Origin of the sequence: Caproiciproducens sp. MSJ-32 (assembly GCF_018918055.1) — a bacterium.
In the GTDB taxonomy this organism is placed as follows: domain Bacteria; phylum Bacillota; class Clostridia; order Clostridiales; family Clostridiaceae; genus Clostridium.
On record NZ_JAHLPS010000091.1, the window covers coordinates 1 to 24,524 of the forward strand.

Annotated in this window: 28 protein-coding genes and 1 tRNA gene; 24 read left to right on the forward strand and 5 right to left on the reverse strand. The window is 29.8% G+C overall.

The genetic code is table 11. From position 1 onward, the window contains the following. On the reverse strand, positions 1–194 hold a 194-nt coding region (locus tag KQI16_RS13100), incomplete at its 3' end, for an IS1/IS1595 family N-terminal zinc-binding domain-containing protein (RefSeq protein WP_442861798.1). A gap of 121 nt (positions 195–315) precedes the next feature. On the opposite strand from KQI16_RS13100, the gene KQI16_RS09905 reads away from it, so the two are divergent. From KQI16_RS09905 to KQI16_RS09925, 5 genes are all read left to right on the forward strand, one after another. Beyond that, positions 316–645 (forward strand): cyclic-di-AMP receptor, encoded by a 330-nt coding sequence (locus KQI16_RS09905; RefSeq protein ID WP_216434028.1) that lies wholly within the window; start codon positions 316–318, stop codon positions 643–645. A 20-nt stretch (positions 646–665) separates the two neighbouring features. Further along, positions 666–1,604: a DNA polymerase III subunit delta' gene (locus KQI16_RS09910; protein WP_216434030.1), complete on the forward strand. Its 939-nt coding sequence runs from the start codon at positions 666–668 to the stop codon at positions 1,602–1,604. Beyond that, on the forward strand, positions 1,604–2,509 hold the full coding sequence (locus KQI16_RS09915) for a PSP1 domain-containing protein (RefSeq protein WP_216434032.1): 906 nt from the start codon (positions 1,604–1,606) through the stop codon (positions 2,507–2,509). The genes KQI16_RS09910 and KQI16_RS09915 overlap by 1 nt, the downstream gene beginning before the upstream one ends. 13 nt (positions 2,510–2,522) lie before the next feature. Further along, positions 2,523–2,726, forward strand: a complete 204-nt coding sequence (locus KQI16_RS09920) for a heavy-metal-associated domain-containing protein (protein ID WP_216434035.1) — start codon at positions 2,523–2,525, stop codon at positions 2,724–2,726. A gap of 88 nt (positions 2,727–2,814) precedes the next feature. Beyond that, complete coding sequence (locus tag KQI16_RS09925; protein ID WP_216434037.1) at positions 2,815–2,985, forward strand: DUF362 domain-containing protein; 171 nt, start codon at positions 2,815–2,817, stop codon at positions 2,983–2,985. A gap of 32 nt (positions 2,986–3,017) precedes the next feature. Here the strand turns inward: KQI16_RS09925 and KQI16_RS09930 are convergent, their stop codons facing one another. Continuing rightward, on the reverse strand, positions 3,018–3,659 hold the full coding sequence (locus KQI16_RS09930; protein WP_216434040.1) for an MBL fold metallo-hydrolase: 642 nt from the start codon (positions 3,657–3,659) through the stop codon (positions 3,018–3,020). 127 nt (positions 3,660–3,786) lie between these two features. Between KQI16_RS09930 and KQI16_RS09935 the strand changes: the two genes are divergently transcribed. From KQI16_RS09935 to KQI16_RS09955, 5 genes are all read left to right on the forward strand, one after another. After that, positions 3,787–4,242: a CtsR family transcriptional regulator gene (locus KQI16_RS09935; protein ID WP_216434041.1), complete on the forward strand. Its 456-nt coding sequence runs from the start codon at positions 3,787–3,789 to the stop codon at positions 4,240–4,242. Between the two features lie 48 nt (positions 4,243–4,290). Continuing rightward, on the forward strand, positions 4,291–6,738 hold the full coding sequence (locus KQI16_RS09940) for an ATP-dependent Clp protease ATP-binding subunit (RefSeq protein WP_216434043.1): 2,448 nt from the start codon (positions 4,291–4,293) through the stop codon (positions 6,736–6,738). A gap of 253 nt (positions 6,739–6,991) precedes the next feature. Then, the gene (gene trxB, locus KQI16_RS09945) at positions 6,992–7,930 is read left to right on the forward strand and encodes a thioredoxin-disulfide reductase (RefSeq protein WP_216434045.1); all 939 of its coding nucleotides are present in this window, start codon (positions 6,992–6,994) and stop codon (positions 7,928–7,930) included. 20 nt (positions 7,931–7,950) lie between these two features. Further along, positions 7,951–8,178 carry a glutaredoxin domain-containing protein gene (locus tag KQI16_RS09950; protein ID WP_216434047.1) on the forward strand — a complete coding sequence of 76 codons (228 nt, stop codon included), beginning with the start codon at positions 7,951–7,953 and terminating at the stop codon, positions 8,176–8,178. A gap of 14 nt (positions 8,179–8,192) precedes the next feature. Beyond that, positions 8,193–9,662, forward strand: a complete 1,470-nt coding sequence (locus KQI16_RS09955) for an NADP-dependent glyceraldehyde-3-phosphate dehydrogenase (protein WP_216434049.1) — start codon at positions 8,193–8,195, stop codon at positions 9,660–9,662. 86 nt (positions 9,663–9,748) lie between these two features. Here the strand turns inward: KQI16_RS09955 and KQI16_RS09960 are convergent, their stop codons facing one another. Both KQI16_RS09960 and KQI16_RS09965 read right to left on the reverse strand, forming a co-directional pair. After that, positions 9,749–9,976 (reverse strand): glutaredoxin family protein, encoded by a 228-nt coding sequence (locus KQI16_RS09960; protein WP_216434051.1) that lies wholly within the window; start codon positions 9,974–9,976, stop codon positions 9,749–9,751. A 107-nt stretch (positions 9,977–10,083) separates the two neighbouring features. Further along, positions 10,084–10,245, reverse strand: coding sequence for a hypothetical protein (locus KQI16_RS09965; RefSeq protein WP_216434053.1), 162 nt, complete (start codon positions 10,243–10,245; stop codon positions 10,084–10,086). A 136-nt stretch (positions 10,246–10,381) separates the two neighbouring features. Here KQI16_RS09965 and KQI16_RS09970 point away from each other — a divergent pair, with 136 nt between their 5' ends. The 4 genes from KQI16_RS09970 (at position 10,382) to disA (ending at position 14,478) form a co-directional block, all read left to right on the forward strand. After that, positions 10,382–11,104, forward strand: coding sequence for a GntR family transcriptional regulator (locus tag KQI16_RS09970; protein WP_216434055.1), 723 nt, complete (start codon positions 10,382–10,384; stop codon positions 11,102–11,104). After that, complete coding sequence (gene nagB, locus KQI16_RS09975; protein WP_216434057.1) at positions 11,101–11,832, forward strand: glucosamine-6-phosphate deaminase; 732 nt, start codon at positions 11,101–11,103, stop codon at positions 11,830–11,832. Before KQI16_RS09970 ends, nagB begins: the two co-directional genes overlap by 4 nt. A gap of 198 nt (positions 11,833–12,030) precedes the next feature. Then, positions 12,031–13,398, forward strand: a complete 1,368-nt coding sequence (gene radA, locus KQI16_RS09980) for a DNA repair protein RadA (protein WP_216434059.1) — start codon at positions 12,031–12,033, stop codon at positions 13,396–13,398. 15 nt (positions 13,399–13,413) lie between these two features. After that, positions 13,414–14,478, forward strand: a complete 1,065-nt coding sequence (gene disA, locus KQI16_RS09985; RefSeq protein WP_216434061.1) for a DNA integrity scanning diadenylate cyclase DisA — start codon at positions 13,414–13,416, stop codon at positions 14,476–14,478. Between the two features lie 69 nt (positions 14,479–14,547). On the opposite strand, the gene KQI16_RS09990 is transcribed toward disA, so the two are convergent. Continuing rightward, positions 14,548–14,937, reverse strand: a complete 390-nt coding sequence (locus tag KQI16_RS09990) for a DUF1573 domain-containing protein (RefSeq protein WP_216434063.1) — start codon at positions 14,935–14,937, stop codon at positions 14,548–14,550. A gap of 244 nt (positions 14,938–15,181) precedes the next feature. On the opposite strand from KQI16_RS09990, the gene KQI16_RS09995 reads away from it, so the two are divergent. The 10 genes from KQI16_RS09995 (at position 15,182) to tuf (ending at position 24,455) form a co-directional block, all read left to right on the forward strand. Further along, positions 15,182–16,276, forward strand: coding sequence for a PIN/TRAM domain-containing protein (locus tag KQI16_RS09995; RefSeq protein ID WP_216434065.1), 1,095 nt, complete (start codon positions 15,182–15,184; stop codon positions 16,274–16,276). A 15-nt stretch (positions 16,277–16,291) separates the two neighbouring features. Then, positions 16,292–16,960 carry a 2-C-methyl-D-erythritol 4-phosphate cytidylyltransferase gene (ispD, locus tag KQI16_RS10000; RefSeq protein WP_216434067.1) on the forward strand — a complete coding sequence of 223 codons (669 nt, stop codon included), beginning with the start codon at positions 16,292–16,294 and terminating at the stop codon, positions 16,958–16,960. A gap of 330 nt (positions 16,961–17,290) precedes the next feature. Beyond that, positions 17,291–19,003: a proline--tRNA ligase gene (locus KQI16_RS10005; protein WP_216434069.1), complete on the forward strand. Its 1,713-nt coding sequence runs from the start codon at positions 17,291–17,293 to the stop codon at positions 19,001–19,003. Positions 19,004–19,015: 12 nt separating this feature from the next. Beyond that, positions 19,016–20,416 carry a cysteine--tRNA ligase gene (gene cysS / locus KQI16_RS10010; RefSeq protein ID WP_216434071.1) on the forward strand — a complete coding sequence of 467 codons (1,401 nt, stop codon included), beginning with the start codon at positions 19,016–19,018 and terminating at the stop codon, positions 20,414–20,416. Between the two features lie 48 nt (positions 20,417–20,464). Further along, entirely contained in the window at positions 20,465–20,875 is a 411-nt protein-coding gene (locus KQI16_RS10015; protein WP_216434073.1) for a Mini-ribonuclease 3, read from the forward strand. Between the two features lie 71 nt (positions 20,876–20,946). Next, complete coding sequence (rlmB, locus tag KQI16_RS10020) at positions 20,947–21,786, forward strand: 23S rRNA (guanosine(2251)-2'-O)-methyltransferase RlmB (RefSeq protein ID WP_286173059.1); 840 nt, start codon at positions 20,947–20,949, stop codon at positions 21,784–21,786. 15 nt (positions 21,787–21,801) lie between these two features. After that, positions 21,802–22,314: an NYN domain-containing protein gene (locus KQI16_RS10025; protein WP_216434076.1), complete on the forward strand. Its 513-nt coding sequence runs from the start codon at positions 21,802–21,804 to the stop codon at positions 22,312–22,314. A gap of 83 nt (positions 22,315–22,397) precedes the next feature. Further along, positions 22,398–23,042, forward strand: a complete 645-nt coding sequence (gene sigH / locus KQI16_RS10030) for an RNA polymerase sporulation sigma factor SigH (protein ID WP_216434078.1) — start codon at positions 22,398–22,400, stop codon at positions 23,040–23,042. A gap of 85 nt (positions 23,043–23,127) precedes the next feature. Then, positions 23,128–23,203 (forward strand) — tRNA-Thr (locus KQI16_RS10035). 58 nt (positions 23,204–23,261) lie between these two features. Then, positions 23,262–24,455: an elongation factor Tu gene (gene tuf / locus KQI16_RS10040; protein ID WP_216434080.1), complete on the forward strand. Its 1,194-nt coding sequence runs from the start codon at positions 23,262–23,264 to the stop codon at positions 24,453–24,455. Positions 24,456–24,524 lie beyond the last annotated feature (69 nt).

Genomic DNA, 24,524 nt, shown 5'->3' on the forward strand with positions numbered 1-24,524 from the left:
CCATTACCACAAACAGGACAACGAGGATATCCTCTCAATATACGATTTTTCTTACCCCTACAATCTTCAAAAGTAAACTGACGTCTACAGTCTTTACATTGATATTTTTGATTACCTGCTTTGTCTTTTCCAAAGCGATAGAGATTTTGACTATGGCATCTTGGACATGAAATTTTATTCAATAATTTGCACATAATTTCATCTCTCCTTCGGAGGTATTTTTGGTGTTGCTATATTTAAGATACTCTAAGGAGGGATGAAATTCAAATATCATATAACTTAACAGAACTTAGTATTATTTATGGAGGGTTATATATGAAATTGGTAATAGCCATAGTACAAGATGATGATTCAGCAGAATTAATCGATTCTGTAACAGAAGCAGGATTTAGGGTTACAAAACTAGCTACAACTGGGGGTTTTTTAAAAGCTGGTAATACAACTTTAATTATTGGAGTTGAAGAAGAAAAAGTTAATTATGTTATTAGTTTAATAGAAGATACTTGTAAAAAGCGTAAGCAAATAATAAACACTACAACACCTATTACTGGTAATATGGATATGTTCATGTCTTACCCTATTGAAGTTGAAGTAGGTGGAGCTACTATATTTGTTTTAGATGTAGATCAGTTTATTAGGGTATAAATAAATTATTGGAGGATATCATGGGGGAATTTATTGGACATAGTAGAATATTAAATAATTTAAATTCAAGAATCAGCACAGGAGAAATCTCCCATGCCCACATAATAGTTGGAGAAGATGGAATTGGAAAAAGCCCATTAGCCAATATAATGGCTAAAAATATATTAGGGATAAGGGCTGATAGAGAATGCGTAGATATTATAAATTATAGATTGAAAAAAGCTTCCTTTGGGGTTGATGAAGCTAGAGAAATAATAAGTGAGATTAATAAAAAACCCTATGAGGGAGATAAGAAGATAATCATAATTCATGATGGAAATAAATTAACAGTTCAAGCTCAAAATGCTCTTTTAAAAACTATTGAGGAGCCTCCTAAAGGTGTTTATATAATTTTATTATGTGAGAGTTTAGAGCTGATTCTAGATACTATAAAATCCAGATGTGAAATACATAAACTAACTCCCTTATCCAATGAAGAAGTTAGTTTATATCTAAAAAAGATAGGTATTTCTGAATACAAAGATGAAGAGATAAGTGCAGCTATTTCATATGCAGAAGGAATACCTGGAAAAGCTGAAGCTTTCTTAAAGGATTCATCCTTAAAGAATTTACGAGATATATTAATTGATTTATTATATAAAATCATTAAAGGAGATATTAGCAATTTATTGGAATATGAAGATAAATTGTCTTCCTATAAAGAAAAAAAAGAGGAAATATTAAATATTTTATCATCTTTTATAAGAGATATAATGGTTTTTAAGGAAATAAATAATGAAAAGGGGATAATAAATAAAGATAAGATAAATGATATTAAGCAATTAGCTATTGAAATGTCCTATAAGAAACTTACTAAAATTATTGATAAAATAGGAGAGTGCAGACATAATTTATTAAAAAACTCAAATTTTTTATTGACAGTTAGAGTTATGCTTATAGGTTTTATGGAGGTTAAATAATGATAGAAGTTGTAGGTGTAAGATTTAAGAAGGCAGGTAAAATATATTATTTTGATCCTAATAATTTAGAAATAAATGCTGGAGATTTTGTTATAGTAGAAACTGCTAGAGGAATAGAGTTTGGAGAATGTGTTATTGGAATTAAGGAAATACCTGAATCTGATATTGTAGCACCTTTAAAAAGTGTAATAAGAGTTGCAGAAGAAGATGATGTAAAGAAACATAAGGAAAATAAATTAAAAGAAAAAGATGCTCTAGAAATTTGTTTAAAGAAAGTAGAAGAGCATGGATTAGATATGAAATTAATAGATGTAGAATATACATTTGATAATAATAAAGTAATATTTTACTTCACAGCAGATGGAAGAGTAGATTTTAGAGAATTAGTAAAAGACTTGGCTACTATTTTTAAAACACGAATAGAACTTAGACAAATTGGTGTTAGAGATGAGGCTAAGATGCTAGGGGGATTAGGAGCTTGTGGAAGAACTCTTTGCTGCTCAACCTTCTTAGGAGATTTTGCATCAGTTTCTATAAAAATGGCTAAGGAACAGAATCTTTCATTAAATCCAACAAAAATATCTGGAATATGCGGAAGATTGATGTGCTGTTTAAATTATGAGCAAAGTACATATGAAGATATAAGACAAAGATTACCTAAAGTAGGTTCAATTGTTAGAATAGGAGATATAGAAGGTGAAGTTGTATCTAATAGTACAGTAAAAGAGAGCGTGAAAGTAAAATATAAAAGAATAGATGAGGAAATAATAGAAGAATTTAAGATAGATAATATTGAATTGGTTGAAGGAAGTTATGAAGATGCTGTTGATGATTCAGAAATAAAATTAGAAGTTGAGTCACCAGAAGATAAAAATTTAATTAAGGATCTTATAGAGGAAAACTAGGGGGAGAAATGATATGAAGTCCTTTTTAAAGGTTCCTAATATGAAAGATAATAAAGATGTTGCTATTATTAGAGAAGCTATTGCTAAAAATATAGGGGTAATAGCTTGTGAAATATTATTTTCTAAAAAGGAAGTTACTATATTTTATGATGAATCAAGTATTACTTTAGAGGATTTAATTTCTTCAATAGAAGATATGGGTTATACTGTAATTTAATTTAAATGTATAACTTAACCCTTTAAAATTTAGAAGGCCTATGTTAGAATAGTAATGAAATAATTCTTATTTTTAGGAGGTGCTTTATATGGCATATAAAATAGAAGATTCATGCATAAGCTGTGGTGCATGCGCTGCAGAATGCCCTGTTGAAGCTATATCACAAGGAGATACTCAATTCATCATTGATGAAGATACTTGCATAGATTGTGGAAACTGTGCAAATGTTTGTCCTGTAGGAGCTCCAGTAGAAGCATAATTTACATAAGGAACCGCTATATTAGCGGTTCTTTATTTTTTGTTTGACAATATTATTATAGTGCAGGGCTCATCAAATAATAATTCATCAGTATATATTATATCCTTTTCTATTAGTAGAGTATTCTTCATGGATGATAGGAATTTATGAGGTCCGTCAAGAAAGAAATATTCTGATGAAGTTTTATAAGCCATTGGAATTATATATTTAGGATTAATATTTTTCGATAATTTAGCAGCTTGAAAACCATCTAAGCAAAAGTGACCGCCAATAGGAATAAATAAAAAATCACAGCCATATATTTTAGATAATAATTCAGAATCTAAGCAATGACCTAAGGAACCCAAATGACATATTTTATAATCATCAATATTAAAGTAATATATAATATTTTCTCCTCTTTTATATCCATTTAAATCATCTCTATAAGTATTATAACCTTCTATAGATATATATTCATTAGTAAAGCTGCAGGGGGAAGTTATAACGATAGAATTTTTATTGATAAAATCACTAATAATTTCATTATTATGCAAGTGGCTAAAAGTAATTATATCTGGATTAAAATCATACTTTTCTATTAAAGGATGAATTTGTATAGGATCTAAAAGAATTTTCTTGCCAAGGGAAGTTTTTATTAAGAAACTTGTGTTACCCATCCATTTAATCTCCATCTTATTATCACCTCATATATAGTTTTGACAAAATTGATAGAATTAACAAATGGACATTTAAAAAATAATAATATATAATAAAAGTCAAAGAAGGTCAACAAAAAATTTGGTTTAAGAAGGTGATAAAATGGCAAGAATTTCTGATGTAATAGAAAATTTTATAAAAGATATGATAAGTGAAGAAGAAGAAAGTATGGTCTCTATTCGTAGAAATGAATTAGCAGATAAATTTTCATGTGCACCATCTCAAATTAATTATGTTTTATCAACAAGATTTACTTATGAGAAGGGTTATGTTATAGAAAGCAAAAGAGGTGGTGGAGGATGCATTGTTATAAAAAGAATAAATTATCATGATAATAGCGAAAAGCTAAAGTTAATAGGAGAATCAATTGGCAATAGTATTACTTATAATGGAGCTATATCTATATTGAATCATTTAAAAGAAACAGATTTAATTACCAATAGGGAATATGAAATAATGAAAATAGCCTTAAATGATAGAACAATAGCATCCTCAGAGTATAAAAACGAACTTAGAGCTGATATTCTTAAGGGAATGTTAGCTGTTATCTTATCATAATTTATAAAATTTAATAATGAAATAAAATAATGCGGATTGGAGGTATATATGGTTTTTGAGAATTTTACAGAGAGGTCTCAGAAGGTTTTGGTAGAAGCGCAAAAGGAATCTCAATATTTTAGACATGGATATATAGGAACAGAGCATATTCTCTTGGGCATTCTAAGAGAAGGGGGATATGCTAAGGAGGTTCTTTATAATAATAAAATAACGCTTGATAATGTTAGAAGGGTAATAGAAGATTATTTGGGATTTGGAGATATCGATATTTCTATTGGAGAGATGCTTTTAAATCCTCAAACTAAGAAAATTCTTGATGATAGTTTAGTCAAGGCAAGGGCCTTTAATCATCAGAATGTAAAACCAGAACATATTTTATTATCATTATTAGATGATAAAGAGGGTGTAGCTTATTATATTTTAGGAACTTTAGGCCTTGATTTTAATTTAGTAAAGAGTAAATTAAAATCTTATTTGTATGAAGATAAATCAGGAGAAATTAATTTAGAAAATAAAAGTAAGAAGAAAAATTCTAAATTAGTAATGCTTAGTCAATATGGTATAAATCTGACTGAGCTTGCAAGAGAGGGAAAACTGGATCCTGTAATTGGAAGAGAAAAAGAAAATCAAAGAATATTAGAAATATTATGCAGAAGAATAAAAAATAATCCTTGTCTTATTGGAGAACCAGGAGTAGGAAAAACAGCAGTTGTTGAGGGACTTGCTCAAAGAATAGTTAATGGAAATGTTCCTGACATTTTAAGAGATAAGGAAATAATATCTTTAGATTTAACTTCTATGATTGCAGGGGCAAAATATAGAGGTGAATTTGAGGAAAGATTAAAGAGAGTAATGGAAGAAATTAAAATGTCTCAAGACATTATAATTTTTATAGATGAAATACACACAATAGTAGGTGCTGGAGCAGCAGAAGGAGCTATAGATGCTTCTAATATTTTAAAACCAGCTTTAGCAAGAGGAGAAATAAAATGTATTGGGGCAACTACTATAGATGAGTATAGAAAATATATAGAAAAGGATCCTGCCTTAGAGAGAAGATTTCAGCCCGTTAGAATTGATGAGCCAAGCAAGGAAGATACTCTTTTAATTCTTAAGGGTATAAAAGAAAAATATGAAATGCATCATAATGTAAAAATAGAGGATGAAGCTTTGGAAGCAGCTGTAGAATTAGCAGATAGATATATAACAGATAGATATTTACCAGATAAGGCAATTGATTTAATAGATGAAGCTTCAGCAAAAGTAAGAATAGAAAACTTAAACAATTTTGTAGATTTTGAAAGCATAGAAAATATTAAAACAGAAATTAAAAATATAATTAGAGAAAAAGAAAATTCAATAATAAACCAAGATTTTGAAAAAGCAGCTTATTTAAGGGACAAAGAACAGGAGTTAAGAGAAAAATTAAATAATTATAAGGTAAATTCGAATAATGAAATAAGTGATAATTATTTAGTTAATAGAGAAAAAATAGCTAAAGTTGTATCTGCCTGGACTAAAATTCCACTAGAAAAACTTACAGAGAAGGAATCTGAGAAATTATTACGACTAGAGGAAACCTTACAAAAAAGAGTTGTTGGTCAAAAGGAAGCTATTTTAGCAGTTTCTAGGGCTATAAGAAGGGCAAGAGTTGGTTTAAAGGATCCAAATAGGCCTATAGGAACATTTATATTCTGTGGGCCAACAGGTGTTGGAAAAACTGAATTATGTAATGCTTTAGCTGAGACTATGTTTGGAAATAAAAATAATTTAATAAGAATAGATATGTCTGAATATATGGAAAAACATTCTGTATCAAGGTTAATTGGTGCTCCTCCAGGGTATGTAGGATATAATGAAGGAGGGCAGTTAACAGAAGCTGTAAGAAGAAATCCATATTCAGTAATATTGCTTGATGAAATTGAGAAGGCCCATGAAGATATATATAATATATTGCTTCAGATAATGGAAGATGGACGCTTAACAGATAATATGGGCAGAAATATTAATTTTAGAAATTCAATAATAATAATGACTTCTAATGTTGGAGCCCATAATATTAAGAAGCAAAGTTCTGTAGGTTTTTCAATTAGTAATGATCTAGAAAAAGATGAATATGAAAAAATGAAAAATAATATTATGGAAGAGATTAAAAGAAAATTTAAGCCAGAATTCTTAAATAGGGTTGATGATATAATAGTATTCCATAAGTTAAAAGAAAATGATATATTAAAGATAGTTAACTTGTTGCTAAATAATACAATAAATAAACTAAAGGAAAGAGAAATAAGCTTAAGCCTAGATGAGGAAAGTAAAAGATTTTTAGTAAGTAAGGGTGTTGATACAACTTATGGAGCAAGACCATTAAGGAGAGTAATCACTAAGGAATTGGAAGATAAATTAAGTGAAGAAATGTTAAAGGGCTTTATTAAAGTTGGAGATAATTTAAAAGTTTATTGTAGTGAAAATGGACTTAAATTTAAACACATCTCTTAATCCATTGACAATTGAGAATTGACAATTAAGGATTAATTTCAGCCTAGGCTGAAATTCTAAAAAATTATGCTGTTACACATTTTCTGTGTAACGGCTTATTTTTTTAATAATAATTTGTTTATTAGTGAGAATAATAAAAATATAAAATAATTAATAAAATGAGAAAAATTATTAATTATTAGTTGCATTTTATATATAAGAACTATATAATGAAAATAAGACATACCCCTGGGGGGTAGAAAGAGGAGGGAATATGAGTAAGGAAATTAGAAATAAAGATCTAGTAATTATAGGCGGCGGTCCAGCAGGATTAACAGCAGCTATATATGCAACTAGAGCGAAATTAGATATGATTTTATTAGAAGATCAAATAGTAGGTGGTCAAGTTAGGAATAGCTACACTATAGAAAATTATCCTGGATTTAAGGAAATATCAGGTTCAGAATTAGCAGACAAGATGCAGGAACAAGCTGAAGCTCTTGGAGCTGAAATAGATGAATTTGACATAATTGAAAAAGTAGATTTTAGTGTAGATCCTAAAATAATAGAAACTACTAATTATATATACAGAACTAAAGCAGTAATAATAGCTACTGGTGCAACTCCTAGAAAATTACCTATACCAAATGAAGATAAATTTTCTGGAAAGGGAGTACATTATTGTGCAGTATGCGATGGCGCAATGTATGAAGGTAAGATAATTGGAGTTGTAGGTGGAGGTAATTCAGCTTTAGAAGAAGCTCTATTCTTAAGTAAATTTGCTTCAAAAGTAGTTATGATAAGAAGATATGACTACTTTAGGGGAGAAAAATCAACTCTTGATGAAGTAATGAAAAATCCTAAGATAGAAATTCTATTTAATGAAGACTTAGTAGATGTAAAGGGAGAAAACTTTGTTGAAAGGGCATTAATAAGAAATGTAAAAGATAATACTGAAAGGGAAATTCCAATAGATGCAGTATTTGGGTATATTGGAACAGAGCCTAAAACAGTTATTTTTAAAGATTATATAAATTTAACTTCTAATGGTTATATTATAACTGATGAATTAATGAATACTAATATAAAAGGTGTTTATGCAGCAGGAGATGTTAGAGAAAAACAATATAGACAAATAACAACAGCTGTTGCAGATGGTACTATAGCGGCCCTTGAAGCAGAAAAATATATAGTAGAAAGCAAAAGAAAATAATAGGATTTAGAGGTGAAAAAATGATAAAAATTTATTCAACATCATGGTGCCCATCATGTATAAAGGCTAAGAAGTTCTTTAAGATGAAAGGATGGGACTTTGAAGAAATTAATGTAGCAGATGCAAAAGAAGAAAGAGACGAAGTATTTAAGGTTTCAGGACAAAGAACAGTTCCAGTAATTGATATAGACGGACAAATAATAGTTGGTTTTGATCAAAAAGCAATAGAAGCAGCTGTACAAAAATAAAGGTAGGTGATATTATGTTTAGCAATATAAAAGACCAGGAGCTAATATTTAGAAATTTAATAAATGGTAACTGGACTAATAGTAAAAGTGGAAATTTTATTGAAATATATTCACCAATAGACAATAGACTTGTGGGTAAAGTGCCTGCTATGACTACAGAAGAAGTTGATTACACTTTTGAGTCTGCTAGAAAAGCACAGGAAGAATGGAAAAATACACCTATTAATAAAAGAGCTGAGGTTCTTTATAAGGCAGCAGACATATTAGAAGATAAGGTTGAAGACTTAACTAATATAATGATGCTAGAAATAGGAAAAGACAAAAAAAGCTGTGAATCAGAAATTCTAAGAACAGCAGATTTTATTAGATTTACTGCAGATGCTTCAAAGAGTTTATCAGGAGAAAGTATTCCAGGAGATAGTTTCCCAGGATTTAAAAGAAATAAGATATCAGTAGTTACTAGAGAACCTTTAGGAGTGGTATTGGCAATATCTCCTTTTAACTATCCAATTAACTTAGCTGCATCTAAAATTGCCCCTGCAATAGTAGCAGGAAATACAGTGGTTTTAAAGCCTGCAACTCAAGGAAGTCTTTGTGGATTATATTTAGCAAAAGTTTTTGAAGAAGCAGGAGTTCCAGCAGGAGTTTTAAATACAGTTACAGGAAAAGGAAGCGAAATAGGAGATTATATAGTAACTCATAGGGATGTAGATTTTATAAACTTTACAGGTAGTACAGAAATAGGAACAAGAATCTCTAAGATAACATCAATGGTACCATTATTGATGGAATTAGGTGGTAAGGATGCTGCTATAGTATTAGAAGATGCAGATTTAGATTTAACAGCTTCTAATATAGTATCAGGTGCTTATTCTTATTCTGGTCAAAGATGTACAGCAGTTAAGAGAGTTTTAGTTGTTGATAAGGTTGCTGATGCTTTAGTTGAGAAGATAAAAGAAAAGGTTGAAAAATTATCAATTGGAAATCCTTTAGAGATTGATGATGTAAATATAGTTCCTTTAATTAATAGCAAAGCAGCAGATTTTGTAGTTGAACTTATAGAAGAAGCAAAAGAAAAAGGAGCTAAGTTATTAGTTGGAGGAAATAGAGAAGGAAATCTTGTTTATCCAACATTATTTGACTATGTAACTACAGATATGAGATTAGCTTGGGAAGAGCCATTTGGCCCAGTACTACCAATAATAAGGGTAAAGGATAAAGATGAAGCTATAGCTATAGCAAATGAATCAAAATATGGTTTACAATCAGCTGTATTTACTGAAAATATAAATGAAGCCTTTTATGTAGCTGATAGATTAGAAGTAGGTACTGTTCAAGTAAATAATAAAACTGAAAGAGGACCAGATCATTTCCCATTCTTAGGAGTTAAAGCTTCGGGTATTGGAACTCAAGGAATCAAATATTCAATAGAGGCAATGACAAGACCTAAGGCAACTATTATAAATTTAATTGATAGAAAATAATATAAAAAATGAATATATAAATGGATTTGTTGAAAAAAAGAAGATTGTAAACAATCTTCTTTTTTTATGTACTAGTTAGTATTCTATTAAAGATTTAAAGCTTCATCGATAGCTGGTTTATCAAAACCTACAATGATTTTCCCGTTAATATCTAAAACAGGAACTCCCATTTGCTTTGATTTGCTAATCATTTCTTCTCTTGCTTCCATATCATCTTGTACATTATATTCTTCAAATTCAACATTTAGTGACTTTAAATAATTTTTTGCTTTTACACACCAAGGACATGAAGATGTACTATATACTTTAACCATTTGTATTCACTCCTTTAAAACGTAATTAATATTATTTAATATTAATTTTATACTAATTATGAGATATTTACAATACACATATTATGTTATAAAAATAAATAATATTGTTATCTTATTATATTATCATTATTTAGGTTAGAATTTAAAATCATATTGCTTAATAAGTCTGATGAATATGTATTAGAAAGATCTTCAGACAATACTCTTTTATTTTCTTCTCTAATAGTATTCTTTGCAGGGATATTTTTTAAATAATTTTTATTAATCATAGAATCATCTCCTTGTATAATAGAATCAAGTATATTTTTTGTAAAAATACTTTTTTTATAACAATTAATAAAATTTTATAAGTGGTCTAGACATCTATAATGATTATGAGTATAATATGATTAGGAGGATTAATAAATGATAGACAAAAGTAGTCCAATTCCCGTTTATTATCAATTAAAAAATGATTTAATTAAAAAAATATCTGAAGGATTATGGAAGCCTGGTGATTGTATAGCTAGTGAAAGAGAATTGTGTGAACTTTATGGAGTAAGTAGAATGACAATAAGGCAGGCTATAGGGGAGTTAGTTCAAGAGGGTGCACTCATGAGGATAAAAGGTAAGGGAACCTTTGTATGTGATCAAACCCTAAAGCAACAAGATATTATGAGTTTTACAGATATTATAAAGAAAACAGGAAGATCTTTAGAAACAGAGGTTTTAGAATTTATTGAAATTAATACACCAGAAAAATATAAATCGATATTCCTATCAGATAAATTATTTAAAATTAAAAGAAAAAGAATAGTTGATAATGAATGTATAGCTTTAGAAACAGTATATATTCCTAAGGAATACTGTGAAAAAATAGATGAGAGTATGTTAAAAAACTCTTTATTTAAAATTTTAGAGAGCTTTGGTCACAATATTGAATATTCAGAATCATCAATTGCAGCTATTTTAATGGATGATGAATTAGGAAGAATATTCAATGTAGAAACCATGGTTCCAATGTTAAAAATATCAAGTAAAACATTCGACCAAAGAAATAAGATTATATTTTTAGAAGAAGCTATTTATAGGTCAGACAAATTTTTATTAGAAGTTAATATATCAAGGAGAGAGGGTAAAATAACATGAGACTAATAATTACTAAAAATTATGATGAATTAAGTAAAAGAGCTGCTGAAATAATAGCAGAAACAATAAAGGAAAAACCAAATGCAATATTAGGTCTGGCAACAGGTAGTTCACCAGTTGGCTTATATAAAGAGTTAATAAAAATGTATAAAGATGGGGAAGTAGATTTTTCAAATGTAACAACAGTTAATCTAGATGAATATGTAGGATTATCAGGAGAACATCCTCAAAGTTATAGATACTTTATGAATGAAAATCTATTTAATCATGTTAATATTAATAAGAACAATACTTATGTTCCAAATGGTCTTGCAGAAGATGCTGAAGAAGAAGGAAGAAGATATGATGCAAAGATAGCAGAACTTGGTGGAACAGATCTTCAATTATTAGGTATAGGAAATAATGGACATATTGCATTTAATGAACCAGCAGAAGAGCTTGTTTTTGGGACACACTTAACAGATTTAACTGAAGATACAATTAAGGCTAATTCAAGATTTTTTAATTCAATTGAAGAAGTTCCAACTCAGGCATTCTCAATGGGAATCGGTGGAATAATGAAAGCTAAGAAAATATTATTAATTGCAAGTGGTGAAGAAAAAGCAGAAGCAGTAAAAGCTATGATAGAAGGAAATATTACTACTAAGTTACCAGCATCCCTTCTACAATTACATCATGATGTAACAGTTATAGTAGATGAAGCAGCAGCAAAATTACTTTCAAGATAATAATAACTAAAATAATTAGAGATTAGGTAATTGATAAAATTATCTAATCTCTTTTTCTTTTAAAGAATATTTTTTACACAAAAAATGGTATTTGGAAAATACTTATGATATATTAAATATTAGTGTTAAATTTAATTTAAATAAGGTTATAATAATAAATAGCAATAAAGCTAAAAAATAGATAGGTAGGTAGATATAATGCCTAAAATAAAATCTGTATATGTTTGTCAGGAATGTGGATATGAGTCTGCAAAGTGGCTTGGTAAATGTCCAGACTGTAATAATTGGAATACACTAGTAGAGGAAATTAGAGATAATAAAAAAGAAGTAAAAAATCAAATAAATACTGTAAGAATATTAGAAAATTCTCCGAAAAGTATAGGGGAGATACAATCAGGTGAAAAAAAAAGATATAATACCGGATTAGAAGAATTAAATAGAGTGTTAGGGGGAGGAATTGTAAGGGGTTCCTTAACATTAATTTCGGGAGATCCTGGAATAGGCAAATCTACACTTTTACTTCAAACATCAAATTATATTGCCAGCAATTATGGAAAAGTTCTTTATGTATCTGGTGAAGAATCTGAAGAACAAATAAAAATTCGAGGAGATAGGCTTGGAGTAAAATCAAATAATTTATACATATTATCAGAAACAAATCTAGATTTAATAGAAGCTCATATAGAGGAACTAAAACCTGTCTTTGTAATAATAGATTCGATACAAACAGTATATAAGGAAAATATAAGTTCAGCACCTGGAAGTGTATCTCAGGTTAGGGAATGTTCAAATGCAATAATGAGAATAGGAAAAAATAATAATATTCCCTTATTTATAGTTGCTCATGTAACAAAACAAGGGGAGCTTGCAGGACCAAGGGTGCTAGAGCATATAGTTGATACTGTATTGTATTTTGAAGGAGAACGTACAGAGGAATTTAGAGTTTTAAGAACAATGAAAAATAGGTTTGGTACAACTAGTGAAATTGGAGTATTTGAAATGTCAGAAGAAGGTTTAGTAGAAATATATGATCCTTCAAAGATATTTTTAGAGGAAACTAATTTTAATCAGGAAGGCTCATCAGTTATAGGAATAATGGAGGGTACAAGACCTATTTTAGTAGAAATGCAGGCTTTAGCTACTGAGACAAAGATGAATATTCCGATAAGAACTGGTATAGGGATAGATTTTCAAAGACTGAGATTAATAATAGCTGTTTTAGAGAAAAAGTTAAGAATACCTTTCTATAAGTATGATGTATATGCAAATGTTGTAGGAGGCCTTAGACTAGAAGGAACAACTGGTGATTTAGGGTTAGCCTTATCCCTAATATCTAGTATTAAAAATAAGCCTTTTAAATTAGAGAAAGTATTAATAATAGGAGAAGTAGGTCTTACTGGAGAAATTAGGCCAGTTGCATCCTGCGATAAACTAATAAGAGAAGCAGAAAAAATGGGATTTAAACATGCTATAATTCCTGATAGAAATAAAGATAAGGTAAAGAGCAAAACAATAAGCATAATTGGAGTAAGCAATTTAATAGAGGCAATTAATAATATATTCTAAAGATTAGGTGAGCATATGAGAATAAAAGATGATGAAAAAATGAAAGATATTTTAAAAATTATGAGTCCCGGCACACCATTAAGAGAAGGTTTAGAAAATATTTTAAGAGCTAAAACAGGAGGGCTAATTTTAATTGGTGATAGCGAAGAAGTAATGAATTTAGTTGATGGAGGCTTCAAAATTGATGCTGACTATTCACCAGCCTATATATATGAATTAGCTAAAATGGATGGTGCCATTGTAATAAGCGAAGATTTAAAAAAAATATTAAGGGCTAATACTCAATTGGTTCCAGAACATTCTATTACTACTTATGAAACTGGAACAAGACATAGAACTGCCCATAGAATGGCAAAGCAGACAGGTAAAATTGTAATTGCCATATCTCAGAGAAGAAATATTATAACAGTTTATAAAGGAGACTTAAAATATGTCCTTCAAGATACTAGCGTAATTTTAAGCAGAGCAAATCAGGCTATTCAAACTTTAGAAAAGTATGTAAAAGTATTGGATAAAGTAATAAGTAATTTAGACATATTAGAATTTCAAGATTTAACAACTGTATTTGATGTGGTTACGGCTATACAAAGAACAGAAATGGTAATGAGAATTGTAGAAGAAATAGAAAGGTATATTGTAGAGCTTGGAAATGAAGGTAGACTTGTTTCTATGCAGTTAAATGAATCTATAAGATTTATAGAAAGAGATGGTATACTTCTTATCAGAGATTATTGTAGATCCGATTTAGATTATTGTGAAGTGTATGAAGAAATACAAAAATTAAGTTCTAGTGAATTGTTAGATTTAGAGCATATAGCAAAGATTATAGGAAGACAAGGAAATTCTTTAGTTGATTCTTTAATATCTCCAAGGGGATACAGAATACTTTTTAAATTACAGAGAATCCCTATATCTGTTATAGAAAACTTAGTAAAACACTTCAAAAAATTAAAATATGTATTAGAAGCAGATATTGAAGATCTAGATAATGTAGAAGGTATAGGAGAAGCAAGAGCTAGAATGATAAGAAATGGTTTAAAAAGAATTAAGGAACAAATCTACTTAAAAAGTGAAATTTGACAAAATTATGAATAACAACTAATAATATGGTTAATAATATGAAAGCAGGTTTAAAACCTGCTTAAAATTTTATTCTAAATTAAATTTTCCAAGAATATTAAGTTTTTCGCTTTCTTTTAGCAGAACATCATATAAACTAATATCTAAAGTATTGCATAGGGCACTTAGATAAAACATGCTATTTCCTATTTCAGATTCAATTATTTCCCTGCAATTATCACATATTTTTCCCTTTAAGTGGCTATCCAGGGAAATTTTAAAATCATCTAACTCTTCGGGCAGATTCTGTTTTTTTGCAGAGATTTTTATACAGCCACAATTAGTTACAGCTTTAGCAACAGCTCTGCTTACTCTTGAAGAAGCCTCATTATATTTAGTTATAATATCCAAAATGCTTTTATGACGAAGAAGCAATTCATTTACATCATTTTGAAAAGCATCAAAAATTATGTCTTTCATAGGTCTTATCTCCTTAATAAAAGAATTATTAGTTATAAAAGTTAATTTTAAGACTGAATATGGTAAATAAATTTCTTTGTGGATTAGCTTAATATAATAATATATAATAATCCTAATATTTTATAGGGGGTATTTTAAATTAATAAGATTTTAATAATTTTTAAGTGTAGGGAATGGCTTTATATGGTATAATAATAAGGAATTTTATAGTTATTTTATAAGAAATAAATAGGAGGTGAAATTTATGTTAAAAAAGATTATAAGAGCTATATTTACTATTATAGGTTTTATTAGCGGCTATATTGTAAGCGGCTTAATATTTGAAATTGTTGCTTTGCAAGGAATATCTTTTTTATCTAAACCAATCGGACTTATATCTTTACGTATCTTTATAACTGTATTATTTGGAATTATATTTTATTTTATATCTCCACGTGTATATAGCTCTATTTTAAAATTAATAGAATATGCTGAGAGAAGCGTTCAAAATTTAACAGTTGCTGAACTTATTTTCGGAGGAGTAGGAGCTTTAATATCATTAATAATAACATCTTTAATAGGGTTGCCTTTAAATAGTATAGATTTATATGGATTAGGTCCAATACTTTTTGTGCTATTGAATTTAATATTTGCAATAATATCAGCTAATATATTTATTGAGAAGAAAGATGATATTACAAATATTCTTAATAATATGAAAAAAGGTACAAGTAATAAAGAAAAAAAAGGAAAATCAAACATAAAAGGTATTCCTAAGGTGTTAGATACATCAGTAATAATAGATGGTAGAATTTTTGATATATGCCAAACGGGATTCATAGAAGGTCCTCTTGTAATACCAAGTTTTGTATTAGATGAGCTCAGACATATTTCTGACTCAGCAGATGCCTTGAAAAGAAATAGAGGAAGAAGGGGACTTGATATATTAAATAAAATTCAAAAAGAGTTAGAAATAGAAACTCAAATTTGGGAAGGCGATTTTCCTGAAATTACAGAAGTAGATAGTAAATTATTGAAGCTTGCTCAAAAGTTAAAAGGAAAAGTTATAACAAATGATTTTAACTTAAATAAAGTAGCAGAGTTTCAAGGAGTTCCAGTTCTTAATATTAATGAATTAGCAAATTCTATAAAGCCAGTAGTCCTACCTGGTGAGGAAATGAAGGTTATAGTTGTAAAGGATGGAAAAGAGGCATCCCAAGGTATTGGTTATTTAGATGATGGAACTATGATAGTAGTTGAAGATGGAAGAAGATTCATAGGAGAGCAAATAGTAGTAATAGTGACTTCTGTCCTTCAAACTGCAGCAGGAAGAATGATATTTGCGAAACCAAAGGAATAGTTAGTAGGTGTTAAGATGGTAAGTGCTATAATTTTGGCAGGGGGAAAAGGTAAAAGAATGGGATCTAAAGTTAGCAAGCAATATATAGAGTTAAAGGGCAAACCCATTTTATATTACACCCTAACCAAATTTATAAATTCTATTCATATAGATAAAATAATTTTAGTTTTGCCAAAAGATGAAATAGAATTTTGCAAAGAAAATGTGTTATTCAAATATTCTTTAAAGGTTGATAAAATAGTCGAAGGTGGCAAAGAGAGACAAGATTCTGTCTATAACGCCTTGAAGGAAGTGGATGATTCAGAAATTGTCTTAATACATGATGCTGCAAGACCTTTTACAAAAAACAGCATAATAGAAGATGGAATAAAATATGCTAGGCAATATGGTGCAGCAGCGCCGGGAGTTAAACCAAAGGATACAATTAAGGTAATTGATGAAAATGGATTTTCCAAATTTACGCCAGTAAGAAATACCTTAGTTGCAATACAGACTCCGCAGGTATTTAAAGCATCAATAATAAAGGAATGTCATAAAAGAATAAAAGAAGAGGGCATATCCGTTACCGATGATACTATGGTTGTTGAAAGATATAATAATAAAGTATATCTATATGAAGGTGACTATGAAAATATAAAGGTTACTACTCCAGAAGATTTGATTTTAGCAGAAAAGCTAATATAATGGTAATAACTTTATTGACAAGATTTTTAGTAAAATATATAATAAATTAAGCTAAAAGTTAATATGCTAAAACGTTGAAGAAGAATAGTAGAATCCGATGTTCAGAGAGAAAATTCGTAGGCTGAAAGATTTTCAATAGGGTTTGAACCAGCTTTGGAGTATAGGCAAAAACTATCGGTTTAATACCGTTATCATTTTAGAGAACAAATTTAGGTGGTACCGCGATACAAGTTCGCCCTAATACATTAGGGCGGACTTTTTTGTTATACTATATTTTAAAGATAAGAGATTTAATTTAATATGAAAATATACAATTAGGAGGAAGAGAATATGAAAATGTCTAATATGTTAATATCAACATTAAGAGAAGTTCCAGCAGAAGCAGAAATAGATAGTCATAAATTAATGCTTAGAGCTGGTATGATAAGAAAAATGGCTTCAGGGATATATAACTATATGCCATTAGGTTTAAAAGTTTTAAAGAATATTGAAAATATAATAAGAGAAGAAATGAATAATGCAGGAGCTCAAGAATTTTTAGCATCAGCTATTATTCCTGCTGAGCTTTGGCAAGAATCAGGAAGATGGAATGCTTACGGAGCAGAAATGTTTAGATTAAAAGATAGAAATGATAGAGATTTTTGTCTTGGACCAACTCACGAAGAAGTATTTACTGATATAGCAAGAAATGAAATAAAATCATATAAGCAATTACCTCTTAATCTTTATCAAATACAAACAAAATATAGAGATGAAAGAAGACCAAGATTTGGTGTTATGAGATCAAGAGAATTCGTAATGAAGGATGCCTATAGCTTTGATAAGGATCAAGAAGGATTAGATATATCTTACAATAAAATGAGAGATGCCTATATTAGAATTTTTGAAAGATGTGGAATAGTGGCTAAGCCAGTTGATGCAGATACAGGGGCTATTGGAGGATCTGGTTCTGCTGAATTTATGGTAAAATCAGAAGTTGGAGAAGATGATGTAGTATTCTGTACAAACTGCGACTATGCAGCAAATATTGAAAAGGCGCCTTCAACTCCAGAAAAAGCTGAAAAAGAAGAATATAAAGAAATAAATAAGATAGAAACACCTAATGTAAGAACTATAGAGGACTTAATTAAATTCTTTAATACAACTAAAAAGAAATTTGCTAAAACTCTAATATATAATGCTGATGGTAAAATAGTAGCAGTTATGGTTAGAGGTGATAGAGAAGTAAATGAAGTTAAGCTTTCTAATGCTTTAGGTGGAGTTGTTGATTTAAGCATGGCTAGTCCTGAGGAAGTTTTTAAGGCTACAAATGCACAAGTAGGTTTTGCAGGTCCTATAAATTTAAATGTTGATATTTTATTAGTAGATGAAGAAGTAGCTAATATGTATAATTTTATTGTAGGAGCTAACGAAACTGGATATCATTTTGAAAATGTTAATTATGGCAGAGATTTTGAAGGTAAGGTTGGAGATTATAGAAATATAACAGAAGGTGAAAACTGCCCAGTTTGTGGTGGAAAAATAACAATATCAAAGGGAACAGAAGTAGGTCACATTTTCAAGCTTGGAACAAAATATTCTGAAGCAATGAATGCAAAATTTATAGATGAAAATGGAAAAGAGGTTCCTTTTTTAATGGGCTGCTATGGAATAGGTGTAACAAGAACAATGGCATCAATAATAGAGCAGAACCATGATGAAAACGGAATTATATGGCCATTATCAGTAGCTCCATATCATGTTAATGTTATAGCAGTAAATATAAAAGATGAAATGCAAATGAAAGTTGCAAATGAAATATATGAAGAATTAAAAGCTATGGGAATAGATGTAATTTTTGATGACAGAAATGAAAGAGCTGGAGTTAAGTTTAAAGATTCAGACCTTATGGGTATACCAATGAGAATAACTGTTGGTAAAAAGGTATCTGAAGGTATGGTTGAATTTAAGTTAAGGACTTCAGAAATTGAAAATATAAAAATAGAAGAAGTTGCAGCTAGGGTAAAAGAAGAGTTTGAGAAAAATAAAATATCTATAAGATAGGGGGTATTATAAATGAAGATTTATAATAGTTTAACGAGGAAAAAAGAAGAATTCATCCCTATTACTCCAGGAGAAATAAAGATGTATGTCTGTGGACCAACTGTGTATAACTATTTTCATATAGGGAATGGAAGAACTTTTATAGTTTTTGATACTATTAGAAGATATTTTGAGTATAGAGGATATAAGGTCAAGTTTGTACAAAACTTTACAGATATAGATGACAAAATGATTAAAAGAGCAAATGAAGAAGGTACAACTGTAAAGGATGTAGGAGATAAATATATTCAAGAATATTATAAAGATGCAGACGGTTTAAATATAAAGAGAGCTTCCATTAATCCAAGAGCAACAGAATTTATTGAAGATATTATAGAATTTATTAGCGGCTTAATTGAAAAAGGCTATGCCTATGAAGTAGATGGAGATGTATATTTTAGAACTAATAAATTTGAAAGTTATGGCCAGTTAATTGGTCAAAATCTTGAGGATCTAAAAGCAGGAGCAAGAATTAATGTAGATGAAAGAAAAGAAGATCCAATGGATTTTGCTTTATGGAAAGCTCAAAAACCTGGTGAGCCAGCTTGGGATAGCCCATGGGGAAAAGGAAGACCAGGATGGCATATAGAATGCTCTTGCATGGCAAAAAAATTATTAGGAGACACCATAGATATTCATGCTGGAGGAGTAGATTTAACCTTCCCTCATCATGAAAATGAAATAGCACAAAGTGAAGCCCTAACAGGTAAAAAGTTCGCAAATTATTGGATGCATGGTGCCTTCTTAAATATAAACAATCAAAAAATGTCTAAATCCTTGAATAACTTTTTAACTGCAAGAGAAATATTAAAAGATTATAGCGCTGATGTTGTAAGATTTTTAATGTTATCAGGTCATTATAGATCGCCTTTAAATTTTAGTGAAGATCTTCTTGAATCAGCTAAATCATCAGTAGAGAGAATGTACAATGCTATTAACAATTTAGAAAACCTTATAGATGAAGTAAAAAAAGAAAAAATGGATGATAAGGAAAGAGAATATTTAAAATCTTTAGATGTATATAGACAAAAATATATAGAAAAAATGGATGATGATTTTAATACGGCAGATGCTATAACTGCAATTTTTGATTTAATAAAAGATATAAATACTAACATATCTATTGAGTCTTCAAAGGAACTGTGCCAAGAAGCATTAAATTTAATTAGAGAGTTAGGAGCTCCTCTTGGAATACTTCAAAATTCAACAAAGTTAAGCTTAGAAGAAGAAGTTGAAGAATTAATAAAACAAAGACAGGAAGCAAGGAAAAATAAAAACTTTGCACTAGCAGATAAAATAAGAGATGATTTAAGAGCTAGAAATATAATTCTAGAAGATACTCCACAAGGAGTTAGATGGAAAATTATAAAGTAATGCTAAGAGGGCTGCAGTATTGCAGCCTTTATTTAGAGGAGTGATAAAATGCTGGATGATTTAAGAACAAGAGAATTTACAAAAGAAGAAGCCAGGAGATTAAACCCCCTGCAGTTAGCTTTAATAGGAGATGCGGTTTTTGAAATTTTTATAAGGAATTATATCCTATCAAATAATGTAGAGTTATCTGTTCATAAGATTCATCTTAAAGCAATTCAATATGTCAAGGCCCAGGCTCAATCTAAGATAATTAAGACTATTGAAGATAGTTTGGAAGAAGATGAATTATATATTTATAAGAGAGGCAGGAATACAAAATCAGCAACTATTCCTAAAAATGCAGATGTTATAGACTATAGAAATGCAACAGGATTTGAAGCCCTAATTGGATATTTGTATTTGATAGGTAATAAAACAAGATTATCAGAAATATTAGAGAGAAGCATGGAAATAATATAAGCAAATTAAAATAATAAGAAGGAGTGATTATAATGACAAAAGGTAATAGAGAAGCTAGACTTAAAGCTAGAATGGAAAGAGAACTTTTAGAAGGAAAGATAAAAGGAAAAGGACAAAGAAAAAAAGAAACAGAAAAGCAGTTTGACGGGAATTCATCTTCAATAGAGATAAGAGAGGATTTAGTTGTTGGTAGAAATGCGGTTATGGAGCTATTAAAGGGAAGTAGAACTATAGAATGTATTTATATAGCTAGCGGAAATATGGAAGGGTCTATAAAGGCTATTATAAATATGGCAAAGGAAAAAAAGGTAGTATTAAAAGAAGTAGATAGGAAAAAGCTTGATACAATGAGCGGTGGAATGAGTCACCAAGGTGTTATAGCACAGGTTACTCCTTTTGTTTATTCTGAAGTTGAAGATATGCTTAAACTTGCAAAAGAAAGAAATGAAGATCCTTTTATAGTTATATTAGATGAAATAGAAGATCCTCATAACTTAGGATCTATAATAAGAACTGCAGAGTTATGTGGAGTTCATGGAATTATTATTCCCAAAAGAAGAAATGTAGGAGTAACAGCAACAGTTTATAAAGCTTCAGTTGGTGCTATAGAGCATATGAAAATAGCAAAGGTTACAAATATAAATTCAATAATTGATGAACTAAAGGAAAAAGGAATTTGGATATATGGAGCTGATATTGAAGGAAAAGAGTATAGTTATGAAGTAAACTTTTCAGGACCTTGTGCAGTGGTTATAGGAAGTGAAGGAAGAGGGATATCAAAACTTACATTAAAGAAGTGCGATAAATTAGTTAAAATACCTATGGTAGGAAAAATTAACTCTTTAAATGCTTCGGTTGCTGGTGGTATAATGATGTATGAAATATTAAAAGGAAGATTATTAAATAAATAAGTCAAAGAGGTAAACGTGAAGATTATATTTGTTGATGGATATAACGTAATAAATAGTTGGCCTAATTTAAAAAAAGAAAAGAAATATAGCTTTGAGGGAGCAAGGCGAACTCTTATAGATATTTTACATAACTATTCAGTATATGAAGAATGTAAAATAGTAATAGTTTTTGATGCCCATATGGTAGCTGGAAGCATTGAAAAGAAAGAAGAAGTTTATAAAAACCTTAGTGTAATATTTACAAAGGATGGAGAAACAGCAGACTCATATATAGAAAGGGAAGTACATAATATCGGGAGAAAGTATGAGGTTTATGTAGTTACTTCTGATTGGCTCCAACAGCAGATAATTTTTCAACGAGGAGCTGTAAGAATATCTTCCATAGAATTTTATAATGAGGTTTTAAAAACACAAAATAAAATTACTAATGTAAAAAGCAGTATTCAAGATAATGTAAAAAATAATTTAGGTGATAATTTAGAGGAAGATATAATTAAAAAATTTGAAGCTTGGAGAAGAGGTAAATAATAACTTAATAAGTATATTGATATTAAGCTATATTTATTATACTATTAGGTTATATCATAAGGGATAAGTGGGGTGACGAGGTATTGGGATATAGAAAGAAGAAACTTGGGTTATTTTCAGAATTTGAAAATAAAACTGATGAAGAAATTGTTATAGAAGCTAAAGCAGGAAATACTAGAGCACAGGAGTTTTTGATTTCTAAATACGAAAATTTTGTAAAAGCAAAATCAAAATCTTATTTTTTAATTGGAGCAGATAAAGAAGATATATATCAAGAAGGAATGATAGGTTTATATAAAGCAATACGAGATTTTAATCCTGAAAAATTAACAAGTTTTAAAGCTTTTGCAGAACTTTGCATAACAAGGCAAATAATAACTGCTATAAAAACAGCTACAAGACAAAAGCATATTCCATTAAATACTTACGTATCACTTAATAAACCTATATATGAAGAAGAATCAGACAGGACTTTAATAGATGTGCTTTCTGAATTGAAAATAACAGATCCTGAGGAGCTTATAATTGGAAAAGAACAAATTAAATATATAGAGAATGAGATGAGTAAGGTATTATCAGATTTGGAAATGGAAGTACTACAATCTTATTTAGATGGTAAATCATACCAAGAAATAGCTAGTGATTTAGACAGACAGGCTAAATCTATAGATAATGCTTTACAAAGAGTTAAAAGAAAGCTTGAAAAGTGTCTTTATTCAGGGAAATAAGTCGTTAAATTTTTATTGACAAATTTTTTGGAAAATAGTAAACTTTATAATTGGTATATAAACATATATATTATTATATATAACTGCTCACGTAGCTCAGTAGGCAGAGCGTCGCCTTGGTAAGGCGGAGGTCGTCGGTTCAATCCCGATCGTGAGCTCCAATTAATATTACAAAACGCTAGGCAAAGTTTATTAAGAAAATATAAGGAGGATTTTACAATGGCAAAGTCAAAATTCGAAAGAAGTAAACCACACGTAAACATTGGTACAATCGGTCACGTAGACCATGGTAAGACAACATTAACAGCTGCAATAACAACTGTTTTATCAAAGAAAGGATATGCAGAAGCATTTGATTATGCATCAATCGATAAAGCACCAGAAGAAAAAGAAAGAGGAATCACAATAAATACATCTCACGTAGAATATCAAACAGACAACAGACACTATGCACACGTTGACTGTCCAGGACACGCTGACTACGTTAAGAACATGATTACTGGAGCTGCACAAATGGACGGAGCTATCCTAGTTGTTTCAGCAGCAGACGGTCCAATGCCACAAACAAGAGAACACATACTACTAGCATCAAGAGTTGGTGTTGATTACATAGTAGTATTCTTAAATAAGGCAGATATGGTAGACGACGAAGAATTATTAGAATTAGTTGAAATGGAAGTTAGAGAATTATTAAATGAATACAACTTCCCAGGAGACGATATTCCAATAATTAAGGGATCAGCTCTACAAGCATTAGAAAACCCAACAGATCCACAAGCAACAGCTTGTATATTAGAACTTATGGAAGCAGTAGATAACTACATTCCAACTCCAGAAAGAGCAACAGATAAGCCATTCTTAATGCCAGTAGAAGACGTATTTACAATCACTGGTAGAGGAACAGTTGCAACAGGAAGAGTTGAAAGCGGAGTTCTTAAGCTAAGCGACGAAGTTGAAATAGTTGGATTAACAGAAGAAAGCAGAAAGACAGTAGTAACAGGAATAGAAATGTTCAGAAAGTTACTAGATGAAGCACAAGCAGGAGATAACGTAGGGGTTCTATTAAGAGGTATCCAAAGAACTGACATCGAAAGAGGTCAAGTATTAGCAAAACCAGGTTCAGTAAAACCTCACCAAAAATTCGTAGGTCAAGTATACGTACTTAAGAAAGAAGAAGGTGGAAGACATACTCCATTCTTCGATGGATATAGACCACAATTCTACTTCAGAACAACAGACGTTACTGGTACAATCAAATTACCAGAAGGAATGGAAATGGTTATGCCAGGAGATCACATTGATATGAACGTTGAATTAATCACTCCAGTTGCAATGGATGAAGGATTAAGATTCGCTATCAGAGAAGGTGGAAGAACTGTAGGTTCAGGAGTTGTTACTAAGATAGTTGAGTAATTAGTTGTTGGTGATTATTGGAGGGATTGGGTTTTAATACTTAATCCCTTACAAAATCTTATATATTGA